The 20,701-nt window shown below is 32.5% G+C and carries 20 protein-coding genes; 15 read left to right on the plus strand and 5 right to left on the minus strand.

Features of this window, described 5'->3' with window-relative positions:
- Positions 1-24: 24 nt before the first annotated feature.
- The gene (panB, locus tag IEV15_RS02190) at positions 25-843 is read right to left on the minus strand and encodes a 3-methyl-2-oxobutanoate hydroxymethyltransferase (RefSeq protein ID WP_188360854.1); all 819 of its coding nucleotides are present in this window, start codon (positions 841-843) and stop codon (positions 25-27) included.
- Positions 844-972: 129 nt separating this feature from the next.
- Here panB and nhaD point away from each other — a divergent pair, with 129 nt between their 5' ends.
- From nhaD to IEV15_RS02205, 3 genes are read left to right on the plus strand one after another with little or no spacing between them, the layout of a single operon-like run.
- A complete protein-coding gene (nhaD, locus tag IEV15_RS02195; RefSeq protein WP_188360855.1) occupies positions 973-2,259 on the plus strand; it encodes a sodium:proton antiporter NhaD in 1,287 nt (428 codons plus the stop codon).
- Between the two features lie 11 nt (positions 2,260-2,270).
- Entirely contained in the window at positions 2,271-2,702 is a 432-nt protein-coding gene (locus IEV15_RS02200; protein WP_188360856.1) for a nuclear transport factor 2 family protein, read from the plus strand.
- A 46-nt stretch (positions 2,703-2,748) separates the two neighbouring features.
- Complete coding sequence (locus IEV15_RS02205; protein ID WP_188360857.1) at positions 2,749-3,816, plus strand: porin; 1,068 nt, start codon at positions 2,749-2,751, stop codon at positions 3,814-3,816.
- Here the strand turns inward: IEV15_RS02205 and IEV15_RS02210 are convergent, their stop codons facing one another.
- A complete protein-coding gene (locus IEV15_RS02210; protein WP_188360858.1) occupies positions 3,817-5,241 on the minus strand; it encodes an L-serine ammonia-lyase in 1,425 nt (474 codons plus the stop codon).
- Between the two features lie 134 nt (positions 5,242-5,375).
- Between IEV15_RS02210 and IEV15_RS02215 the strand changes: the two genes are divergently transcribed.
- From IEV15_RS02215 to dnaK, 3 genes are all read left to right on the plus strand, one after another.
- Positions 5,376-7,877 carry a M14 family zinc carboxypeptidase gene (locus tag IEV15_RS02215; RefSeq protein WP_188360859.1) on the plus strand — a complete coding sequence of 834 codons (2,502 nt, stop codon included), beginning with the start codon at positions 5,376-5,378 and terminating at the stop codon, positions 7,875-7,877.
- 16 nt (positions 7,878-7,893) lie between these two features.
- Entirely contained in the window at positions 7,894-8,919 is a 1,026-nt protein-coding gene (locus IEV15_RS02220; protein ID WP_188360860.1) for a tetratricopeptide repeat protein, read from the plus strand.
- A 185-nt stretch (positions 8,920-9,104) separates the two neighbouring features.
- On the plus strand, positions 9,105-10,988 hold the full coding sequence (gene dnaK, locus IEV15_RS02225; protein ID WP_188360861.1) for a molecular chaperone DnaK: 1,884 nt from the start codon (positions 9,105-9,107) through the stop codon (positions 10,986-10,988).
- Between the two features lie 29 nt (positions 10,989-11,017).
- Here the strand turns inward: dnaK and IEV15_RS02230 are convergent, their stop codons facing one another.
- The gene (locus IEV15_RS02230) at positions 11,018-11,917 is read right to left on the minus strand and encodes a Brp/Blh family beta-carotene 15,15'-dioxygenase (RefSeq protein WP_188360862.1); all 900 of its coding nucleotides are present in this window, start codon (positions 11,915-11,917) and stop codon (positions 11,018-11,020) included.
- A gap of 108 nt (positions 11,918-12,025) precedes the next feature.
- Here IEV15_RS02230 and IEV15_RS02235 point away from each other — a divergent pair, with 108 nt between their 5' ends.
- Positions 12,026-12,751: a bacteriorhodopsin-like gene (locus IEV15_RS02235; protein ID WP_188360863.1), complete on the plus strand. Its 726-nt coding sequence runs from the start codon at positions 12,026-12,028 to the stop codon at positions 12,749-12,751.
- A gap of 116 nt (positions 12,752-12,867) precedes the next feature.
- Positions 12,868-13,542, plus strand: coding sequence for a hypothetical protein (locus IEV15_RS02240; protein ID WP_188360864.1), 675 nt, complete (start codon positions 12,868-12,870; stop codon positions 13,540-13,542).
- 16 nt (positions 13,543-13,558) lie between these two features.
- Here the strand turns inward: IEV15_RS02240 and IEV15_RS02245 are convergent, their stop codons facing one another.
- Positions 13,559-14,470: a bifunctional metallophosphatase/5'-nucleotidase gene (locus IEV15_RS02245; RefSeq protein WP_188360865.1), complete on the minus strand. Its 912-nt coding sequence runs from the start codon at positions 14,468-14,470 to the stop codon at positions 13,559-13,561.
- Between the two features lie 8 nt (positions 14,471-14,478).
- A complete protein-coding gene (locus IEV15_RS02250; RefSeq protein WP_188360866.1) occupies positions 14,479-15,234 on the minus strand; it encodes a 5'-nucleotidase C-terminal domain-containing protein in 756 nt (251 codons plus the stop codon).
- Between the two features lie 71 nt (positions 15,235-15,305).
- Here IEV15_RS02250 and IEV15_RS02255 point away from each other — a divergent pair, with 71 nt between their 5' ends.
- The 7 genes from IEV15_RS02255 (at position 15,306) to porD (ending at position 20,641) form a co-directional block, all read left to right on the plus strand.
- Positions 15,306-15,824, plus strand: coding sequence for a DUF6913 domain-containing protein (locus IEV15_RS02255; RefSeq protein WP_188360867.1), 519 nt, complete (start codon positions 15,306-15,308; stop codon positions 15,822-15,824).
- 2 nt (positions 15,825-15,826) lie between these two features.
- Positions 15,827-16,708: a 4-hydroxy-tetrahydrodipicolinate synthase gene (gene dapA, locus IEV15_RS02260; protein WP_188360868.1), complete on the plus strand. Its 882-nt coding sequence runs from the start codon at positions 15,827-15,829 to the stop codon at positions 16,706-16,708.
- 25 nt (positions 16,709-16,733) lie between these two features.
- A complete protein-coding gene (locus IEV15_RS02265; protein ID WP_188360869.1) occupies positions 16,734-17,243 on the plus strand; it encodes a ferritin in 510 nt (169 codons plus the stop codon).
- Between the two features lie 176 nt (positions 17,244-17,419).
- Positions 17,420-18,211: an outer membrane protein assembly factor BamD gene (locus IEV15_RS02270; protein WP_188360870.1), complete on the plus strand. Its 792-nt coding sequence runs from the start codon at positions 17,420-17,422 to the stop codon at positions 18,209-18,211.
- A 10-nt stretch (positions 18,212-18,221) separates the two neighbouring features.
- Positions 18,222-18,542: a DNA-directed RNA polymerase subunit omega gene (locus tag IEV15_RS02275; RefSeq protein WP_188360871.1), complete on the plus strand. Its 321-nt coding sequence runs from the start codon at positions 18,222-18,224 to the stop codon at positions 18,540-18,542.
- A gap of 4 nt (positions 18,543-18,546) precedes the next feature.
- Positions 18,547-19,761, plus strand: coding sequence for a bifunctional phosphopantothenoylcysteine decarboxylase/phosphopantothenate--cysteine ligase CoaBC (gene coaBC, locus IEV15_RS02280; RefSeq protein WP_188360872.1), 1,215 nt, complete (start codon positions 18,547-18,549; stop codon positions 19,759-19,761).
- A complete protein-coding gene (gene porD / locus IEV15_RS02285) occupies positions 19,754-20,641 on the plus strand; it encodes a type IX secretion system protein PorD (protein WP_188360873.1) in 888 nt (295 codons plus the stop codon). The genes coaBC and porD overlap by 8 nt, the downstream gene beginning before the upstream one ends.
- The last annotated feature ends 60 nt before the right edge of the window (positions 20,642-20,701 follow it).

Genomic DNA, 20,701 nt, shown 5'->3' on the forward strand with positions numbered 1-20,701 from the left:
TTGACTCATTGATAAATTGCCGCATTAATACTGTTCGTTCGCATTAGGAAAATCTACCGATTTTACATCCGTTACATATTGTCCGATGGCTTTGGTCATGTCTTCGTATAAATTCATGTATCGTCGCAAGAATCGAGGACTAAATTCGTGCGTCATTCCAATCATATCGTGTAAAACCAATACTTGACCATCAACTCCATTTCCGGCACCAATTCCAATTACCGGAATCGAAATACTTTCTGCCACTTTTTGAGCTAATTTGGCGGGAATTTTTTCTAAAACTAAGGCAAAACAGCCAATTCGTTCTAATAATTTGGCATCTTCTACTAATTTCTCAGCTTCAGCTTCTTCTTTGGCTCTAACTGTGTAGGTTCCAAATTTATAGATGGATTGTGGTGTTAATCCCAAATGTCCCATCACAGGAATTCCGGCATTCAATATTTTTTTAATCGAATCTTTAATTTCACTTCCGCCTTCTAATTTTACGGCATGTCCGCCACTTTCTTTCATAATTCGAATGGAAGAACGCAAGGCTTCTTTTGGATCGGATTGATAGGTTCCAAAGGGTAAATCAACCACAACCAAAGCACGTTCACAAGCTCGAACAACTCCACTGGCGTGATAAATCATTTGATCTAACGTTATAGGCAAGGTAGTTTCATGTCCGGCCATTACATTACTGGCAGAATCACCCACTAAAATGACATCAACACCAGAAGCATCAACAATTTTTGCCATAGTAAAATCATAAGCTGTAAGCATAGATATTTTCTCGCCATTGGCTTTCATATCAAAAAGTGACTTGGTTGTAATGCGTTTGTAATCTTTTTTTGCTGTTGACATAATTATAAATTTATTGGAACGAAATACAAATGTAAGCAATGTTTATTTGTGACTTAAAATATTTTGGATAAAGATGTTTTCGGTTACAAAAACTTACTACTTTAGCTAAGGATTTTTAATCTTATAGAAATGACTTCAATCCTTTTGGCTATTGCAATTTTAGGATATCTATCGATTATTTTTGAATCGCCAATCCGAATCAACAAAACAATTACATCCATTCTAACAGGTTCTTTGTGTTGGATTGTTTATGCATTATTGTACACGGGTGATAAAACTGATGTTTCAGAAAAATTAATTCTTCATTTTGGAGAAATTTCAGGATTGTTAATTTTCCTTTTGGGTGCGATGACAATTGTTGAATTAATTGATATTCACAAAGGTTTTTCAGTTATTACGAATCGTATTCGAACAAAATCTGTTTTAAAATTGTTGTGGATTGTAGGCGGAATTACCTTTTTTATGTCAGCGTTATTAGACAATTTAGCCACAGCAATTATAATGATTACGTTGTTGCGAAAATTGATGCCCAAAAGTGAAACTCGAATGATTTTAGCCGGAATTGTAGTCATTTCTGCCAATGCCGGTGGAGCTTTTAGTCCCATTGGAGATATTACCACCACTTTACTTTGGATTGGCGGACAAGTCAGTGCTTTTGGAATTGTGAAAGTGCTTTTTCTTCCTTCTGTGATGTGTATTTTGGTTCCACTAATAATTGCCAGTTATCGAATGAAAGGATTTACGATGCTAAGAGTTCAACTTTCTATGGATGAAGTGATTAAGGAAGAAAAAATGCGAGGCAGTTTAAGTGTGTTTTTAGCCGGTGTTTTTGGATTGGTAATGGTTCCGGTCATCAAATCAATTACAGGATTGCCACCGTTTATTGGTGTTTTAATGGCTTTGGCATTTGTTTCATTGGTTTCGATAATCTATCATCGTAATAAACCACAAGAAGTGAAAGAAAAATATTCGGTTGCGTATGCGTTGTCAAAAGTGGATGTGAGTTCGATCCTTTATTTTATGGGGATTTTACTTTTGGTTTACGTTTTGCAAGAAGTTCAAATTTTGAGTAAGTTATCTGTCTTTTTACAAGAAAGTTTACCTAATAATAATGTGATGGTTATTGCCATTGGCGTTTTATCGTCCATCGTTGATAATGGAAGTTTAGTTGCCGCTACGCAAGGAATGTTTTCACTTACCGATTATCCGATGGATGATTCACTTTGGGAATTCATCGCTCTTTGTGCAGGAACAGGTGGAAGTATGTTGATTATCGGTTCAGCGGCCGGAATTGCCATTATGGAAAAAGAAAAAATGACATTTTTGTGGTATTTAAAGAAAATCACACCGTTAGCCATTGCCGGATATGCGGCCGGAATTGTAACGTATTTGATTTTAAACCTACTAATTCATTAAACTATTGACTTATGAAAAAAGGTTTACTTTTCATTTTAGTATTATTTTCTCAAATTTCTTTCGCTCAAGAAAGTGAAATTCAAATGACAATTGGAAATTTTTTTAATGCTTTTCATCAACGAGATTCAATCGCTTTAAAGAAGGTCTGTTCCGAAAATTTGGTTTTACATTCTATTTCTGAATCGGAAAAAGGACCTAAATTTTCAATTCAAAAAGCGTCGGATTTTTATAAATCCATCGCAACAATTCCTTTATCTATGAAATTTGAAGAGAAAATTCTAACCTTCAAAGTTCAAATTGATGGTTCAATGGCTCACGTTTGGACACCGTACGAATTTTATGTGAATGATAAATTGAGTCATTCCGGAGTGAATTCTTTTCAATTATATAAAGACAATGAGGGTTGGAAAGTAGTTTATATCATTGATACGAGGCGGAAATAAATTTGTTGTTTATTTTTTCTAATTTTTTCGACTAAGAATTATAAAAATGAAGAAGATTTGGCAGTTTAGTTTACCGTTACTATTAGTTTTTTCTTTTACAGGAAAAGCCCAAACAATTGATTCATTGAAAATTGATTTTTCAGGATTTATAGAAAGTTACTATGCGTATGATTTTAATCAACCGTCAGAAAATCAGAAGATTCCTTTTCTATACAATTACAATCGACATAACGAATTCAACATCAATAATGCGTTGTTTCGTGTGAAGGCAAATTATGAAAATATCTATGCTTCTTTCGCTCTTCACGCTGGTTCATACGTTGAAGATAATTATGCTTCCGAAGATATAAAATTGATCAGTGAAGCCATTGTTGGAATTTATTTAGATGATAAAAGAAAGCACGCCATTGAAATGGGAATTATGCCAAGTTTCATCGGTTTTGAAACAGCTACTTCATCTTCCAATTTGACATTGACTCGATCGATGTTGGCTGAAAATTCACCTTATTTTATAACAGGGATAAAATACCAATTTCAACCTTCTGAAAAATGGACTTTCGCCACACTTTTAACCAATGGTTGGCAACGAATTTCTAAACCTGACAAATCAGCTCTTCCGGCTTTTGGTTCGCAAATTACATTTAAACCAACAGTAAATGCAACATTAAATTGGAGTACTTTTATTGGAGATGAACCAACTGAATTTGGTCTAAGAACACGTTATTTCAGTAATTTATATTTTGATTATCGTTGGAATGAAAGTTGGCGAACCATTGCCGGTTTTGATGTTGGAATGCAAAAATCAAGTGTTGGCGAAAATTATGAAAATTGGTTCAGCCCGGTTTTTATCGCTCAATATTCTTTCAATTCTAAATGGCAAACCGCTTTTCGAACAGAATATTATCAAGATGAAAATAATGTAATAATTAATGTAAATGATATGGCCTTCAAAACTTTTGGAAATTCGCTCAATGTAGATTTTTTACCTTCTGCTAAAGTAAAAATCCGAATGGAAGCTCGTTGGTTGAAATCGCAAGAACCTATTTTTATTAGAAACAATCAGTTGGTTGACGATAATTTCTTTATCACTGCAAGTATGAGTTTTGAGTTTTAATTAACAATCTGCCAAATTCACTCCAACCGCCAATCCACCTTCACTGGTTTCTTTGTATTTGGAGTTCATATCTTTGGCGGTTTCCCACATGGTGTTGATTACTTTATCTAACGGAACTTTTGCATTATTGGCGTCTGTTTCTAAGGCTAATTCTGCCGCATTAATTGCTTTTATCGCACCCATCGTATTGCGTTCGATACACGGAATTTGAACCAAACCTCCAATTGGGTCACACGTCATTCCTAAATGATGTTCCATCGCAATTTCGGCAGCCATCGTCACTTGAGCAGGAGTTCCGCCCATCAATTCACATAATGCTGCTGCAGCCATGGCACTTGATACGCCAATTTCGGCTTGACAACCACCCATTGCGGCAGAAATGGTAGCTCCTTTTTTGAAAATACTGCCAATTTCTCCTGCTACAAGTAAAAATTGTTTGATTTCTTTTTCACCAGCTTCGTGGTTTTCAATTACTAAATAATACATCAAAACAGCAGGAATAACACCGGCACTACCATTGGTTGGAGCAGTGACAACCCGACCTAAAGCGGCATTCACTTCATTGACGGCCAATGCAAAACAACTTACCCATTTTAGAATTTGACGAAACTTAACTTCTGTTTTTCTGATGGTTTCCAACCATTCCTGCGGATTGGAATAAGGAAGATTTCCTTTCAAACCTTCGTGCATATCAAATGCTCTTCGTCGAACGTTTAATCCGCCGGGCAAAATTCCTTCGGAATGACAACCGATATAAATGCATTCTAACATTGTATCCCAAATTCGCATCAACTCGTGGTTAATTTCTTCTTCGGAACGCATCGATTTTTCGTTTTCATACACAATTTCAGAAATCGATTTGTTTTCTTTTTTACAATAGTCTAATAATTCATCTGCTTTTTGAATAGGATAGGGGAAAGCACATTTTATTTCTAATTTCTTCTTCGCATTGGTTCGTTCTTCTTTTACCACAAATCCGCCACCAATAGAAAAATAGGTTTCACTAAATTCTTTATCAGATGTGAACAAAGTAAAAGTCAATCCATTAGCATGAAAAGGGAGGAAATTTCTATTGAAAACAATATCTTTTTCAAAATCAAAATCAACCAGGATTTCATTTCCTAAATTGATTTTATGAGAAGATTTTACGGTTTGAACAATCCCATCAATGTCAGCAATCGGAATAGTTTCCGGATCTTGTCCACTTAATCCTAATAATATTGCTAAGTCGGTGGCGTGTCCTTTTCCCGTTAAGGAAAGCGAACCATATAAGTCTGTTTTTATTCTAACAGCTTGATTCAGCATATTTCCTGCTCTACATTCGGCCAAAAAACGTTCGGCCGCCCTCCACGGTCCGAGCGTGTGCGAACTCGATGGTCCAACACCAATTTTAAGCATATCAAAAACAGAAATACATTCTTCCATAACGCAAACGATTTAGTAGAGCAAATATAGTATTTAGTTTGTACTAAAACTAAGGGATGTAAAGTTGAAATTACAAATCGCTTTAGTTCTATGGTTTAGAAAATACCTTATATTTGGGTTCTAAAATTTTAATTATGAATAGAATTCTGTCTATACTTTTGCTATTGGTTTGTACTTCAGTGTTTTCTCAATTGCAATCGCCAACAGATTATTTGCCAAATTATGGGAAGCAAGTAACTTTTTATCACCAAGTTGAAGATTATTTTACGCATTTAACTAAAAATTCAGATTGGATAAAACATCAAAAGTATGGTCAGACTACTCAAGAGCGTAATTTGAATGCCTATTTTATTTCTACTCCTGAAAATTTAAAGAATTTAGAAACCATTCGAAAAAATCATTTGAATGAAATAGGTTTGTTTCCTTCAAAATCATCCGGCTACAAAGAAGTTAATGTAATTTGGTTAAGTTTTAATGTTCATGGCAATGAAATCGGAGCTATTGAAAGTTCGCTTGCCATTGCATTCGAATTGATTAACCCAAATAATGCAACTACAAAAAAATGGTTAGAAGACACCGTTGTCATATTAGATCCGTGTTTGAATCCCGATGGTTTTTCGCGATATGCCAATTGGCTTCGTGATATTTCAGGTAAAAAAACACATCCCGGATTAACCGATCGTGAACATATGGAACCTTGGCCTGGCGGTCGACAAAATCATTATGTGTATGATTTAAATAGAGATTGGGCTTGGCAAACACAGTTAGAGACGCAATTGCGAATGAATTTGTATCACGAATGGATGCCAATGGTTCATGTTGATGTGCACGAAATGGGATTCAATGAGCCTTACTTTTTTCCACCGGCAGCCGAACCTTTTCATGAACAAATTACACCGTTTCAAAGAGATTTTCATAAAAAAATAGGGGAGTTGACTTCCAAAAAATTTGATAAAGAAGGCTGGATGTATTATTCCGGAGAACGATTTGATTTGTTTTATCCGAGTTATGGCGACACCTATCCAAGTTTTAACGGAGCCATCGGAATGACCTATGAACAAGGAGGTATTGGAGCAGGCAGAGCTGTTTCGCTTAAAAATGGCGATATTTTGACCATTCAAGATAGAATTGATCATCACAAAACAGCCATTTTAGCAGCAGTAGAGTTATCGTATGTATTGAAAGAAACGTTGCGAAAAGAATTTAGAAATTATTTTAAAGACAGTCGTTCAAAACCTAAAGGAAAATACCAAACCTATGTAATTAAAAATAATTCGAAGAATTATGAATTACTAACATTATTAAATAGAAACAGAATTGAAAGCACTTTTGCCGATGAAACCCGAAAAGTATCAGGTTATCATTATCAATCCAACAAAGAGAAAGCATTTACTATTGAGCCCAATGATATAATTGTTTCTGTAAATCAACCTCGTGCTGTTTTAACTCAAGTTTTGTTTGAACCACATCACAAATTGTCCGATAGTTTGTCGTATGATATTACCGCTTGGGCACTTCCTTTGGCATACGGAGTTGAGAGTTATGCATTAAAAACACCTTTGTCTTTAAAGACTAAAAGTAAGATTGATATAAAATCTAAAGAACCAAAAACTTCTGTTTATGCGTTTTATGTGCCATGGAATGATAGAATATCGGCTAGAGTTTTGAGTCAATTGCATCAAAATAAAATTAAAGTACGTTATGCCAAAAAAGACATTTTATTTGGAAATCAAAAAATTGAAAGAGGCGGACTAATTATTACCAAAGGCGATAATTCTAAAGTTGAAAATTTTGATAGTGTTGTTGCAAAATTAATACAAGAAAAATCAGATTATGCCTTGTTGGAAAGTGGTTTTGGAGAAAAAGGAGGTGACCTTGGAGGCGAAAATTATCCTTTGTTAAATGCACCGAAAGTTTTGGTTTTAGGAGGAACTGGTGTTAGCAATATTGATTTTGGACAAGTTTGGTTTTATATGGATCAAGTGGTGGAATATCCGTTGAGTATTGTTGAGGTAGCTAATTTTAATAGAATTAATTTAGCTGATTATACCACTTTAATTATGCCTGATGGTTGGTATAATTTAACAGATACTCAGAAAAAACGAATTGATGATTTTGTGGATAGAGGCGGCAAAGTAATTGCTATTGATGGAGCTTTGAACTTTTTTGAAGATAGAGAAGGTTATGGTTTGACGGCTTTTGCAACAGAGGATGAAAAAACAGCAGCTCAAAAAGCCAAAGAAGAGGAACAATTAAAAAACCGTTATTTAGATTTTGAAGGTTATGAAAGAAGGTCTATTTCTAGTTTTATTCCGGGTGCCATTATTGAAAACATATTGGATAAAACACATCCTTTGGCATTTGGATTAGGAGATAATTATTTTAGTTTGAAAACTTCCTATAGAAATTTCAAATTATTAAAAAATGCTCAAAATGTGATTTATGTTCCTAAAAACTACTTGAGTTTTGGTTTTATTGGAAACAAGCTAAAAAAATCGATTGAAGATTCAGTCACATTTGCCATTGATTATAAAGGTTCCGGAAAAGTAATTTATATGATAGACAATCCTTTGTTTAGAGGATTCTGGGAAAATGGAAATTTATTATTTAGTAATGCGTTGTTTTTAGTGGATTAATTTTAATCTAAAATTTATGAGAAAGAAAACACTATGTTCTTTAGGATGCTTTTTTTTGTTTTTATTCGGATTTTCGCAAACCGTTCAAGAGAGAATAGATCAAGGTGTTGCTCTGCACGAAGAAGGTAAATATAAAGAAGCCATACAAGTTTATGAGAGCATCTTAAAGGATGATTCCAAAAATGCTGATGCAAATTATGAAATAGCTTTAACTTATTCATCAATAAAAGAATATGAGAAAGCAATTAAACATTGTGATGTTGTTATAAAATCCAAGTCTGAAATAAGTCATTTAGCATATTTGGTTAAGGGAGCTTGTGAAGATTACCTCGGTAAACCGGAAAAAGCAATAAAAACTTTTCAACAAGGAATAAAGTTCAATTCTGATTATCATCAACTATATTATAGTTTAGCTCTGACATCCTATAACCTTCGAAAATTTGACGATGCGGAATTGGCATTAATAAGCGGAATAAAAGTAAATCCTTTTCATTCCAGTAGTCACATGTTACTGGGTTATTTGAAAAATGATCAAAAAGAAATAAGTACATCGTTACTTTCCTTATTTTACTTTTTGATTTTAGAGCCAACGGGTAATAGAGCTGAACAGGTATTTAAACTGATTAAACAACAACAAAATCGAACTATTCGCAGAGAAGACAGTAAAAACATTACTATAAATATCAATTCTAATTTTGATAAAAATGATTTTGGAACTGCAGAAATGATGTTGTCCTTATTAGAAGCAGCCAAAACAACAGAAGTCAATGAAAATAAGTCTGAATTTGAAATTTTTTCGGATTCAAATGCTTCTTTTTTTAAAATTTTAGGCGAGCAACGCAAAGATAAAAAAGGGTTCTATTGGGATTTTTATGTAGATTTTTTCTACGAGTTAGTTCAAGATAAACCGATGTATGAAGCATTTTCAAATCAAATTTATCAAACTAAAAATGATCCTGATAACAAACAATGGTTGATTGATAATCCAATTCAAATTGAAAAATTATATTTTTGGTTGAAAACATATAAAGTGAAGATTTGATTATTTGATTACTCGTTGAGTTGTCAATTTTTACATCCAAAAAAATGTCATAATGTCATATTTTTTCTGATGCGTCAGTTAAAATATGACATTTGTTTTTGATTTCCGTAGTTGGCACAATCCTTGTCGTTTAGCAAAACAAGTTGTAAAAAACGAATTAAAAAAAGACATCAAATAAAAAAATTATGAGTAAAATAATTGGAATCGATTTAGGAACTACCAACTCTTGTGTATCCGTTATGGAAGGTGGAGAACCGGTAGTAATTGCAAATGCTGAAGGTAAAAGAACAACCCCGTCAGTTATTGCATTTGTGGAAGGTGGCGAAATTAAAGTAGGAGATCCTGCAAAAAGACAAGCGGTGACTAATCCAACCAAAACCATTGCGTCTATCAAACGTTTTATGGGTAATAAATATTCTGAAAGTGCAAAAGAAGCCGGAAACGTTGCTTACAAAGTAGTTAAAGGTGACAATGATACACCACGTGTTGATATTGACGGCCGTTTGTATACGCCACAAGAATTGTCAGCCATGACACTTCAAAAAATGAAAAAAACAGCTGAGGATTATTTAGGTCAAACAGTAACCGAAGCGGTTATTACTGTTCCTGCTTATTTTAATGATGCTCAACGTCAAGCTACAAAAGAAGCAGGTGAAATTGCAGGCTTAAAAGTTATGCGTATTATCAACGAACCAACAGCTGCTGCGTTAGCTTATGGTTTGGATAAAGCTGGTAAAGATCAAAAAATTGCAGTTTACGATTTAGGTGGAGGTACATTTGATATTTCTGTACTTGAATTAGGTGATGGCGTTTTTGAAGTATTATCAACAAATGGAGATACTCATTTAGGTGGTGACGATTTTGACCAAGTAATCATCGATTGGTTGGCAAATGATTTCAACAGCGAAGAAGGTGTTGATTTACGTAAAGACCCAATGGCATTGCAACGTTTGAAAGAAGCAGCTGAAAAAGCTAAGATTGAATTATCATCTTCTACGCAAACAGAAATCAACTTGCCGTATGTTACGGCTACAGCAAGCGGACCAAAACACTTAGTAAAAACATTAACCAGAGCTAAATTTGAGCAATTGGCTGAAACTTTAGTAAGACGTTCTATGGAACCTGTTGCTAAAGCATTGAAAGATGCAGGTTTGTCAACATCAGATATTGATGAAGTAATCCTTGTAGGTGGTTCAACAAGAATGCCGGTTATTCAAGAACAAGTTGAAAAATTCTTCGGAAAAAAACCATCAAAAGGTGTAAATCCTGATGAGGTGGTTGCAGTTGGTGCAGCTATTCAAGGTGGTGTTTTAACCGGTGATGTAAAAGATGTATTGTTGTTAGACGTTACACCTTTATCATTAGGAATTGAAACAATGGGAAGTGTAATGACCAAATTAATTGAGTCGAATACAACTATTCCAACCAAAAAATCACAAGTTTTCTCTACAGCGGCTGATAACCAACCATCGGTTGAAATTCACGTGTTGCAAGGAGAAAGACCAATGGCAAATGACAACAAAACAATTGGTCGTTTCCATTTAGACGGAATTCCGCCAGCTCCAAGAGGTGTTCCGCAAATTGAAGTAACGTTTGACATTGATGCCAATGGTATCATCAAAGTTTCAGCAACAGACAAAGGAACCGGAAAATCACACGATATTCGTATTGAAGCTTCTTCAGGATTAACTCCGGAAGAAATCGAAAGAATGAAAAAAGAAGCGGAAATTAATGCAGAAGCAGATAAAATCGCTAAAGAAAAAGTGGATAAATTGAACGAAGCAGACGGAATGATTTTCCAAACTGAAAGTCAATTAAAAGAATACGGAGATAAATTGTCAGATGCTAACAAGCAATCAATCGAAGCAGCTTTAAACGAGTTGAAAGCAGCTTATGAGACAAAAGAAATTACCATGATTCAACCAGCTTTAGACAAAATCAACGAAGCTTGGAAAAATGCTTCAGAAGAAATTTATAAAACACAAGATGCTCAAGGAGCTCAGCAAGCTGAACCGGCAAATGCAGGTGGTGATCAAACACAAGATGTTGACTTCGAAGAAGTGAAATAATTTCTCTATTATAAAGACAAAAAAGCGAACTAATTTAGTTCGCTTTTTTTGTTTTTAAACATTGTCACAATCACCCAAACATGCGGAAAAGTGATGGCTGCTAAAATTGAAAAAAATAAAGCATCAAAAAAGTAGTCGTTTCTAAAAATAAAGTATAGTGTAAAAATTCCTGCAATTGAAATAATCCAATATACGAATGCAGACTTTAAATAGGCTTTAAAATTCTCAAATGAAAAAGAGCCATACAGAAAATCAATTTGATCTTTCATCGATGGAATGCTATGCCATAATATAAAGTACAACGTAAATCCCCAGATAAGTGTCGATGTTTTAAAAATGATAGCAAAAACTAATAAGAACAATAATTCTTGCAATATAGTCTTTTGAAATTTTTTTAAACTTATAAATTTCACAATGCATAGTGTTAGAAAGCAACCTAATGAAAAATAAAAAAAGCTTGTGATGAATTCATGAGGAATAGTTATGTTAGAAATAGCAGAAACAATTCTTTGGACTTCATTGATGTGAAAAATGAATAACATACTTAATATGAGTAATCCATAGAAAAGATGAAATAATAAGTTAATAGGTTTGTTCCCATCAGACAATTCAATTTGCCAATGTTGCTCTCCAAAATGATAACCACTAACTAAAATGAATAAGAGCAAAGCTATGATTGGGATAAAATAAAATAATAGGGCACCAATCAAAACTACAATTGCATAATATGACAAAATTTTATAGAAAGTAACACCATTATTTCTTGATTTTGATTTGTTAATAAGTAGTATGTCATTAGCTCCATGAAGTATCCCAAATGAAAAAATTAAAATAAATCCTATAATTATTTGAATTCGATTATCAAAAAATGAATTTATCCATAATCCCAAAAAGCTTGCAACAATTGAGAAATTAGTAATTTTTGACATAGTTATTAAATTTTGTTTAAAATTAATCAAAAAAAATTAAACAAAAAGTATTATTATTTGTTTAATGTTTTATAAATTTGTTTAAACAAAATTAAAAAACAAAATTCTATGAAAAATTTTATGTTAGTTGCGGACTTAGTTCCGAAGTTGGACCCTACTGATTATGTGGGCTTTACTTTTTTTGTTGGCTGTATGGCTATGATGGCTGCATCAGCTTTTTTCTTTCTGTCATTGAGTCAATTTGACAAAAAATGGCGTACTTCAGTTTTAGTTTCCGGCTTGATTACATTCATTGCCGCAGTTCATTATTTTTATATGAGAGATTATTGGGCAGCACACATGGAATCTCCTACATTTTTTAGATATGTAGATTGGGTGTTAACTGTGCCATTAATGTGTCTTGAGTTTTATTTAATTCTAAAAATTGCAGGAGCTAAACAATCTTTATTATGGCGAATGATTGGTTTTTCAATCATTATGTTAGTAACAGGTTATTTTGGTGAAGCAGTAGATAGAGACAATGCAGCTCTTTGGGGATTCATCTCAGGTGTGGCTTACTTTGTAATTGTATATGATATTTGGTTAGGTTCTGCTGCCAAATTAGCCAAAGAAGCCGGAGGAGATGTTTTAGCAGCTCATAAGATTTTATGTTGGTTTGTATTAGTAGGATGGTCTATTTATCCATTGGGATATATGCTAGGAACAGACGGTTGGTATAGCGGTTTACATGGTTTAAATTTAAATATTGATGTAGTTTACAACATTGCCGATGCCATCAATAAAATTGGTTTTGGTTTGGTAATTTATTCACTTGCAGTTAAATCAAGTAAGTAACTAACAATTTTATCGTTTGAAAAACCGAGTTATTCTGTAACTCGGTTTTTTTATTCCTATTTATTTTTAATATAATTATTAAAAATTTTATAACTTTATTGTGAAAAATAAAGGAAATGAATAAAGATAAAATCCTTTTACAACTTTTTTTGATTGTTGCTTTGATAGAAATCACAGCAGAATATTTTAGGATTTTACCTTTAATTTATATTTTCAAGCCTGCAATCTCTATTATCATAATTTTACTTTATTGGAAGAATTCTCAAAAAAGAGAACTACTCTTTTTTCTAACAATTGGAACTTCTTTAGTTACTAATGTGTTATTCATTCCCAATCAATACAATTTGATTTTTATAGCTTTAGTTGTTTTTGTGCTGCATCGAATAATTACTATTTATTACATCCTAAAAGTTAAAGCAATAAAAGATTATGTTCCAATTATTTTGGCATCAATACCTTTTATGTTTCTGTTTTTTTATATTTTTTTTGATACCGAATTAGTTTCTAAAAAAATATACATCATTCTCATAATTCACAATATTTTAATATCTCTTTTGGGAGGCATCGCTCTTGCTGATTATATTATGAATCATTCCACATTTAGTTATTGGTTGCTAATATGCGTTATTTCATTTGTAACGCTTCATTTTATTATATTTTTGGAGAAATTTTACATTGATCTTTTGATATTCAGGCCAATAGCTATGTCGTTGAATATCTTTGCTTATTTTGCTTTTTATAAATTTATTATTGATATAGAAAAATCAGAATCTATATATTTAAAAGGATAATATTTTGCCTAAAAAATCAAATAATTATTGATTTTCCATTACTGGTTTTCGTGTCGTTATTTAAATGAAAATCAATTCGTCCTAAATTGATTCCATAACAACCTACTTGATTTACCAGTACTTTTTCTCCATTTAAATTGTCAAAAACAGAAGGTTTGTCCAAAAATGTATGTGTATGGCCGCCAATAATTAAGTCAATATCTTTTGTTTTTTGAGCCAATAAAGCATCACAAATTTTATTGGGTTCATTTTTATATTGATAGCCAATATGAGAAAGGCAAATTACAATGTCGCACTTCTCTTGGTTTTTTAAAATGGAAACCATGTCTTGAGAAATTTCAACAGGATCATTATATATGGTTTCTTTGTATAGTTTTTTATCAACCAAACCTGCCAATTCCACTCCTAATCCAAAAACGCCTACTTTAATTCCGTTTTTATGAAACACGTGATAGGGTTTCACAAAACCGTCCATTATAGTGTTTTTAAAATCATAATTAGCAGAGATAAATTTAAAATTGGCATGCGGAACTTGAGCTGCTAAGCCTTCAATGCCATTGTCAAATTCGTGGTTGCCAATTGTTGTAGCATCATATCCCATCCGACTCATGAGTTTAAATTCTAATTCGCCACCAAAATAATTGTAGTAAGGTGTTCCTTGAAAACTATCACCGGCATCCAGTAACAATACATTCGGATTTTCTTTTCGGATGTTTTCAATCAAAGCAGATCTTCGGGCAACGCCACCCATATTCGGATTTTTAGGATGATCCGCCGGAAATGGATCGATGTGACTATGAACATCATTGGTGTGAAGTATAGTGAGGTGTTTCGATTTTAAAGAATCAAAACTGCATAAACTTGGTCCTGCAATACTAACCAATGCTGAACTTGCAATTGTGTTTTTTAGGAATGTTCTTCTTTTCATAGCCAATTTTAATTAATGATAATTCTGTTTTCAGATGAAACTTTAAGCGTGTCAACTTCTTTAAAATAATCAATCAAAATATTTCTGATTTTATAATCCAAGTCATAAACGTCTTCGTTTTTTTGAAAAAAGGCCATATTATCTCCACCATTAGATAAATAATCAGATGTTGCAACATAATAAATTGCGGATTTATCAAGAGGTTTATTTTGAATTAAAATTCGTTGTATCAAATTGTCTGAATCAATATAAATTTTGACTCCTGAAATGGGATGTGGTTTTTTTTCTGAAATAAAATAAGAAGCCATTTCTTCAATTTGCTCGCCTTTTAGAGCAATAACAACTATGCTGTTTTCAAAAGGCATTACTTCAAAAGCTGTTCTGGTTGTGATTTTTCCTTTTGGAATTATAGACCGAATGCCACCATGATTTAATAAACAGACATTCAGTTTTTTTTGATGTCTTTTTTCAAATAATAAGGCTGCTTTTTCAAAACAAATATCAGCCATAAAATTGCCAATATTGGTTTGCCATTGTCCTTTGCTTTTGTCTAAAGTTTCTGAAGAATAGGCCAAAACACTATCCAAATCTTTATTGATATGATCACGATAAGGTTTTATATAGTCGTCATAAGATGAAATAGTTGTAATTTTATCGTTGATTTCAATTTTGCTGCCTTCAATTTTTGAAACTTTATAAGAAGAAGAACTACAAGAAATTAGCACTATAAATGTTATAAATAACACAAAATGTTTTATTTTCATAGTATTGTTTTTTATTTTTACAGTCGAAAAACAAGTTAATTTAAATAAATTTGTAACCAAGTAAAGATACTATGTTTTTAAAGGATTTCAAGAATTTTTATGCAAAAAGAATCATTAAAAAAAGGCTAGATAATTGTGATTCGGAAGTTCCAAACACAAAAATTACTACCATTGGATTATTGGTTGATGAGACTGATTTTGCATTTAAAGATAACTTAATAAAAGCATTACTTAGTAAAGGATTTGAATCTCAAAACATTAAAGTGTTGTCTTTTAAAAACAGCTATAAAAAGAAAGAAGAAATTCAATATCCCCATTTTAGTAAAAAGGATATCAGCTGGATTGGTTCAGTCGAAAATAAAATTGTAAAAGAGTTTAAACAAGAGCCTTTTGATTTGTTGATTAGTTATTATGACCAAAAGAAAGCACCTTTGGTTGTGGTTTCTAATAATTCAAAAGCAAAATTCAAAGTTGGATTTTCAAATATAGATAAAAGATTATTTCATTTGATGATCGACACGCCAATGGAGAATTATGTTGTTTTTATTGATGAATTAGAAAAATACCTTAAAATACTTAATAAAATTTAAATATGCAGTCATTAATTGGAACCGGTGTTGCACTGGTTACTCCCTTTAAAAACGATTTTTCAGTTGATGTAGAAGCTCTGAAAAGAATTGTAAATTTTCAAATTGAAAACGGCATTGATTATCTTGTTGTTTTAGGAACAACAGGCGAACCGGCAACGTTAACTTCCGAAGAAAAAGAAGTAGTTATTGAAACTGTTATTACAACAAACAACGGCAGACTTCCACTGGTTCTTGGAGTAGGAGGGAACAATACACATCAAGTTGTTGAAGAATTAAAAACCAGAGATTTAACAGCATTTGCAGCAGTATTATCAGTTTCACCTTATTATAATAAACCTACGCAAGAAGGAATTTATCAGCATTTTAAAGCAATTGCTGAAGCTTCGCCGTTGCCAATCATATTATATAACGTTCCAGGAAGAACAGCTAGCAATATGTTGCCATCAACTGTAATTCGATTGGCTAATGATTTCAAAAACATTGTTGCCATTAAGGAAGCAGCAGGTGACATTGTTCAAGCCTTGACTATTATTCAAAACAAACCCAAAGACTTTTTGGTTATTTCAGGTGATGATATGGTAACATTACCAATGGTGTTGGCTGGTGGAGCAGGAGTTATTTCTGTAATTGGCGAAGGGTTTCCTAAACAATTTTCCACGATGGTTCGTTTGGGATTAGAACGTAAAGTTGATGAAGCGTATCAATTGCATTATCAATTGGCAGCTATTATTGATATGATTTTTGAACAAGGAAATCCAGCTGGAATTAAAGAAGTTTTCAAAGCATTAGGTTTAGCTGACAACAATGTAAGATTGCCATTGGTTGCTGTTAACGAAGATTTAGCAAATAGAATTAAAAAATTTGTAGATAAAATTGTAATTTAGCTGAATAATTCAGAAAATTTATACTATGTTATCAACAAAAGTTTTAGACGCGTTAAATAAGCAAATTCAAATGGAAGGCGATTCGTCGCAAGTATATTTAGCAATGGCTTCATGGGCAGAAGTTCAAGGTTATGAAGGAATATCTACCTTTATGTATAACCAATCTGATGAAGAAAGATTGCACATGTTAAAGTTAATTAAATATGTAAATCAAAGAGGCGGACAAGCAAAAGTTTCTGCAACTGTTGAACCTTCTTTAGATTTAACACATTATAAAACCTTGTTCAAACAATTGTTAGAACACGAAATTAAAGTATCAGAGAGTATCAATAATCTAGTTGGAATCACTTTAGATGAAAGAGATTTTGCAACACACAACTTCCTTCAGTGGTATGTTGCAGAGCAAATTGAGGAAGAAGCAAACGCCCGTTATATTTTAGATAAAGTAAATCTAATTGGAGATGATAAAGGCGGATTGTATCTTTTTGACAACGAAATGAAAAACTTTGTGAGTCCAATACCACAAGATAAATAATAAATGATGTTAATCATTACTTAAAAGATGCGAAGTTATTCGCATCTTTTTTGTTTTTTTGACCTAGAAATCGAACAATTCCCAAAAATGTTTTGTAGTCTGCTATTTATGACTAAATTTGCAGTTCGATTTTTAGAGAAATAATACCTTAAAAATCAGACAATCTGTAGAATAAAATGAATAGATTTATTGCGTTAGTATTACTTGTTTTTCTTGCTTCTTGTAGCGAATATCAAAAAGCATTAAAAAATGAAGATGTTGCTGTTAAATATCCAATGGCTGAAGCCAAATATGAAGCCGGAAAATATAACAAAGCAATTCGTTTATTTGAACAAATAGCTCCAAGTTACAGAGGTAAACCTCAAGCTGAAAAGATGTTTTATATGTATTCTCAAAGTTTATATAAAACAAAACAGTATTATTTGGCAGGCTATCAGTTTGAAAGTTTTACATCTTCTTATCCTAAAAGTGAAAAAGTTGAAGAAGCTGCATATCTAGGAGCATTTTGTTATGCACAATTATCTCCGGTTTACAGCTTAGATCAAACAGACACTAACAAAGCGATTGATAAATTACAGGCTTTTATTGATAATTATCCTAATTCTGACTATTTACCTAAAGCAAATGAATTGGCAAAAGAGTTAAGAGAAAAGTTAGAAAAAAAAGCATTTGAAGTAGCAAAACAATACAATACTATTCGTGATTATAAAGCTGCATTAGTAGTTTTGGAAAATTTTATTAATGATTATCCGGGTACGCCTTTTAAAGAAGATGCTTTGTACTACAAATTTGATTCAGCCTATTATTTGGCAATTAACAGTATCGAATCAAAAATGAAAGAACGCATTGAAGTGGCTAAAGAAGCTCATGATAAGTTGATGAAATTCAATAGTAATACAAAATATAAAAAAGAAGCCGACGAAATGTTGAGCCGATTAAATACTGATTTAACACAATTTTCAAAATAAAGAAGCGAACATGGATTTAAAGAAAACCAATGCAACTGTAAATACAATCACTTACGACAAAAGTGCAATTGAAGCTCCAACTGGAAATGTTTATGAAGCTATTACAATAATGGCAAAAAGAGCCAATCAAATTAATTCTGAAATTAAAAAAGAACTAATTGAAAAATTGGAAGAGTTTGCAACATATAACGATAGTTTAGAAGAAATTTTTGAAAATAAAGAACAAATCGAAGTTTCGAAATTCTACGAAAAATTACCAAAACCTCACGCTCTAGCGGTTCAAGAATGGATGGACGGTAAAATTTATTTTAGAGATACTACACAAGACTAAATTTATGTCAGTTTTAAAAGGGAAAAAAATACTACTAGGTGTTTCTGGTGGAATTGCCGCCTATAAAACTGCATTTTTAGTTCGATTGCTTATAAAATCAGAGGCAGAAGTCAAAGTAATAATGACTCCTGCCTCTAAAGATTTTGTAACACCCCTAACGTTGGCAACACTGTCAAAAAATCCTGTTCATTCTGAATTTTTAAATGAAGAAGAAGATGGAAATCCTTCCTGGAATAACCATGTGGATTTAGCTCTTTGGGCCGATTTAATGCTTATTGCTCCTGCAACTGCAAATACTTTGTCCAAAATGGCTAATGGTAATTGCGATAATTTGTTAATTGCAACTTATTTATCAGCAAAATGTCCGGTTTATTTTGCTCCTGCAATGGACTTGGATATGTACAAACATCCATCAACGCTTTCCAGTTTCTCTAAGTTGAAATTATTTGGAAATGCTATGATTCCTGCCGAATCAGGCGAATTGGCAAGTGGCTTATCAGGCGAAGGTAGAATGGCTGAACCTGAGAATATTGTTGCCTTTCTTGAAAAGGATTTGTCTGAAAAATTGCCATTGAAAGGAAAAAAAATACTAATTACTGCAGGTCCAACATACGAAGCAATAGATCCGGTGCGTTTTATAGGAAATCATGCAACCGGAAAAATGGGTTTTGATATTGCAAATGAAGCTTCAAAGTTAGGTGCTGAGGTTGTTTTGGTATCAGGACCAACATCGTTGAAGCCAAAGTATCAAAACATTAATTTGATAGCTGTGACTTCTTCATCTGAAATGTTTGAAGCTTCAAAAAAACATTTTGACAATTCAGATGTTTTTATTGCAGCTGCAGCGGTAGCAGATTATAAACCAAAAGTGGTAGCCAATCAAAAAATAAAAAAATCAGATGTTACTTTTGTTATTGAATTAGAAAAGACAACTGATATATTGGCAACTTTAAGTTTGAATAAGAAAAAGCAATTGGTAATTGGATTTGCATTAGAAACAGAAAATGAAATTGAAAATGCTAAATTGAAAATACAGAAAAAAAACTTAGATTTGATAGTTTTAAATTCGTTAAATGATGAAGGAGCCGGTTTTGGTAAGCCAACCAATAAAGTTACATTCATAGATAAGAATTTTACTATTGAGCCAATGCCACTCAAATCAAAAGAAGACGTTGCAAAAGATATTTTAAATAAAATAATACAATTGTTCTATGTATAAAGTTTTAGTAGTTTTTTTATGTACTTGTTTCATCGCAGTTTCTGCACAGGAATTGAATTGCGAAATAAAAGTTAATTCTGATAGAGTTACATCTGCCAATCAGCAGATTTTTAAAACTTTAGAAACTTCATTGAATGAATTTGTCAACAAAACAAAATGGACAAATTTAACGCTAAAGCAAAATGAACGTGTAGAATGCTCTATGTTTATAAATGTATCGGAATTTAATGCAAATTCATTTACTGCAACAATTCAAGTCCAAGCTTCGAGACCGGTTTACAACAGTTTGTATTCTACTCCAACTTTTAATTTTAATGATAAAGATTTTAGTTTTAGATATGTAGAATTTGAAAATTTATTTTTTAATCCCAATTCTTTTGATTCTAATTTAGTTTCTGTTTTGGCCTATTATGTTTATGTGATTTTAGGGATTGATGCTGATACCTATTCTTCAAAAGGAGGAACCAATTATTTTGAACAAGCCGAAGCAATTGTTACTGTTGCTCAGACAGGAGGTTACAAAGGCTGGAGTCAGTCGGATGGATTTCAAAACCGCTATTTTTTAGTTAATGATTTATTATCTAATACTTTTGATCCAATACGTGAATCAATGTTTCAGTATCACGTAAATGGATTAGACATAATGGCTGATAATTTAAAATCGGGTAAAGACGCTATAAAAGAGTCATTAATGAATTTAAATGAAATTCATAATGTTAGACCTAATGCGTTTTTGACACGTGTTTTCTTTGACACCAAATCAGATGAAATTGTTTCCGTTTTTTCGGGTGGTCCGAATGTTACAATCGCAGATTTGGTGGATAATTTAAATCGAATATCACCACTCAATTCTTCAAAATGGACCAATATCAAGTTTTAAAACTTGTTCATACAATCTTGATTTTTAAGTTATTTTTTTGATAGATTTTAAGTACATTGC

Origin of the sequence: Flavobacterium orientale, from assembly GCF_014638005.1 — a bacterium.
Taxonomy (GTDB): Bacteria; Bacteroidota; Bacteroidia; order Flavobacteriales; family Flavobacteriaceae; genus Flavobacterium; species Flavobacterium orientale.

What these genes read in the sequence shown, in the direction of transcription:
- panB (WP_188360854.1), bottom strand. Translation starts at nt 843, where the DNA reads ATGTCAACAGCAAAAAAAGATTACAAACGCATTACAACCAAGTCACTT.
- nhaD (WP_188360855.1), top strand. Translation starts at nt 973, where the DNA reads ATGACTTCAATCCTTTTGGCTATTGCAATTTTAGGATATCTATCGATT.
- IEV15_RS02200 (WP_188360856.1), top strand. Translation starts at nt 2,271, where the DNA reads ATGAAAAAAGGTTTACTTTTCATTTTAGTATTATTTTCTCAAATTTCT.
- IEV15_RS02205 (WP_188360857.1), top strand. Translation starts at nt 2,749, where the DNA reads ATGAAGAAGATTTGGCAGTTTAGTTTACCGTTACTATTAGTTTTTTCT.
- IEV15_RS02210 (WP_188360858.1), bottom strand. Translation starts at nt 5,241, where the DNA reads ATGGAAGAATGTATTTCTGTTTTTGATATGCTTAAAATTGGTGTTGGA.
- IEV15_RS02215 (WP_188360859.1), top strand. Translation starts at nt 5,376, where the DNA reads ATGAATAGAATTCTGTCTATACTTTTGCTATTGGTTTGTACTTCAGTG.
- IEV15_RS02220 (WP_188360860.1), top strand. Translation starts at nt 7,894, where the DNA reads ATGAGAAAGAAAACACTATGTTCTTTAGGATGCTTTTTTTTGTTTTTA.
- dnaK (WP_188360861.1), top strand. Translation starts at nt 9,105, where the DNA reads ATGAGTAAAATAATTGGAATCGATTTAGGAACTACCAACTCTTGTGTA.
- IEV15_RS02230 (WP_188360862.1), bottom strand. Translation starts at nt 11,917, where the DNA reads ATGTCAAAAATTACTAATTTCTCAATTGTTGCAAGCTTTTTGGGATTA.
- IEV15_RS02235 (WP_188360863.1), top strand. Translation starts at nt 12,026, where the DNA reads ATGAAAAATTTTATGTTAGTTGCGGACTTAGTTCCGAAGTTGGACCCT.
- IEV15_RS02240 (WP_188360864.1), top strand. Translation starts at nt 12,868, where the DNA reads ATGAATAAAGATAAAATCCTTTTACAACTTTTTTTGATTGTTGCTTTG.
- IEV15_RS02245 (WP_188360865.1), bottom strand. Translation starts at nt 14,470, where the DNA reads ATGAAAAGAAGAACATTCCTAAAAAACACAATTGCAAGTTCAGCATTG.
- IEV15_RS02250 (WP_188360866.1), bottom strand. Translation starts at nt 15,234, where the DNA reads ATGAAAATAAAACATTTTGTGTTATTTATAACATTTATAGTGCTAATT.
- IEV15_RS02255 (WP_188360867.1), top strand. Translation starts at nt 15,306, where the DNA reads ATGTTTTTAAAGGATTTCAAGAATTTTTATGCAAAAAGAATCATTAAA.
- dapA (WP_188360868.1), top strand. Translation starts at nt 15,827, where the DNA reads ATGCAGTCATTAATTGGAACCGGTGTTGCACTGGTTACTCCCTTTAAA.
- IEV15_RS02265 (WP_188360869.1), top strand. Translation starts at nt 16,734, where the DNA reads ATGTTATCAACAAAAGTTTTAGACGCGTTAAATAAGCAAATTCAAATG.
- IEV15_RS02270 (WP_188360870.1), top strand. Translation starts at nt 17,420, where the DNA reads ATGAATAGATTTATTGCGTTAGTATTACTTGTTTTTCTTGCTTCTTGT.
- IEV15_RS02275 (WP_188360871.1), top strand. Translation starts at nt 18,222, where the DNA reads ATGGATTTAAAGAAAACCAATGCAACTGTAAATACAATCACTTACGAC.
- coaBC (WP_188360872.1), top strand. Translation starts at nt 18,547, where the DNA reads ATGTCAGTTTTAAAAGGGAAAAAAATACTACTAGGTGTTTCTGGTGGA.
- porD (WP_188360873.1), top strand. Translation starts at nt 19,754, where the DNA reads ATGTATAAAGTTTTAGTAGTTTTTTTATGTACTTGTTTCATCGCAGTT.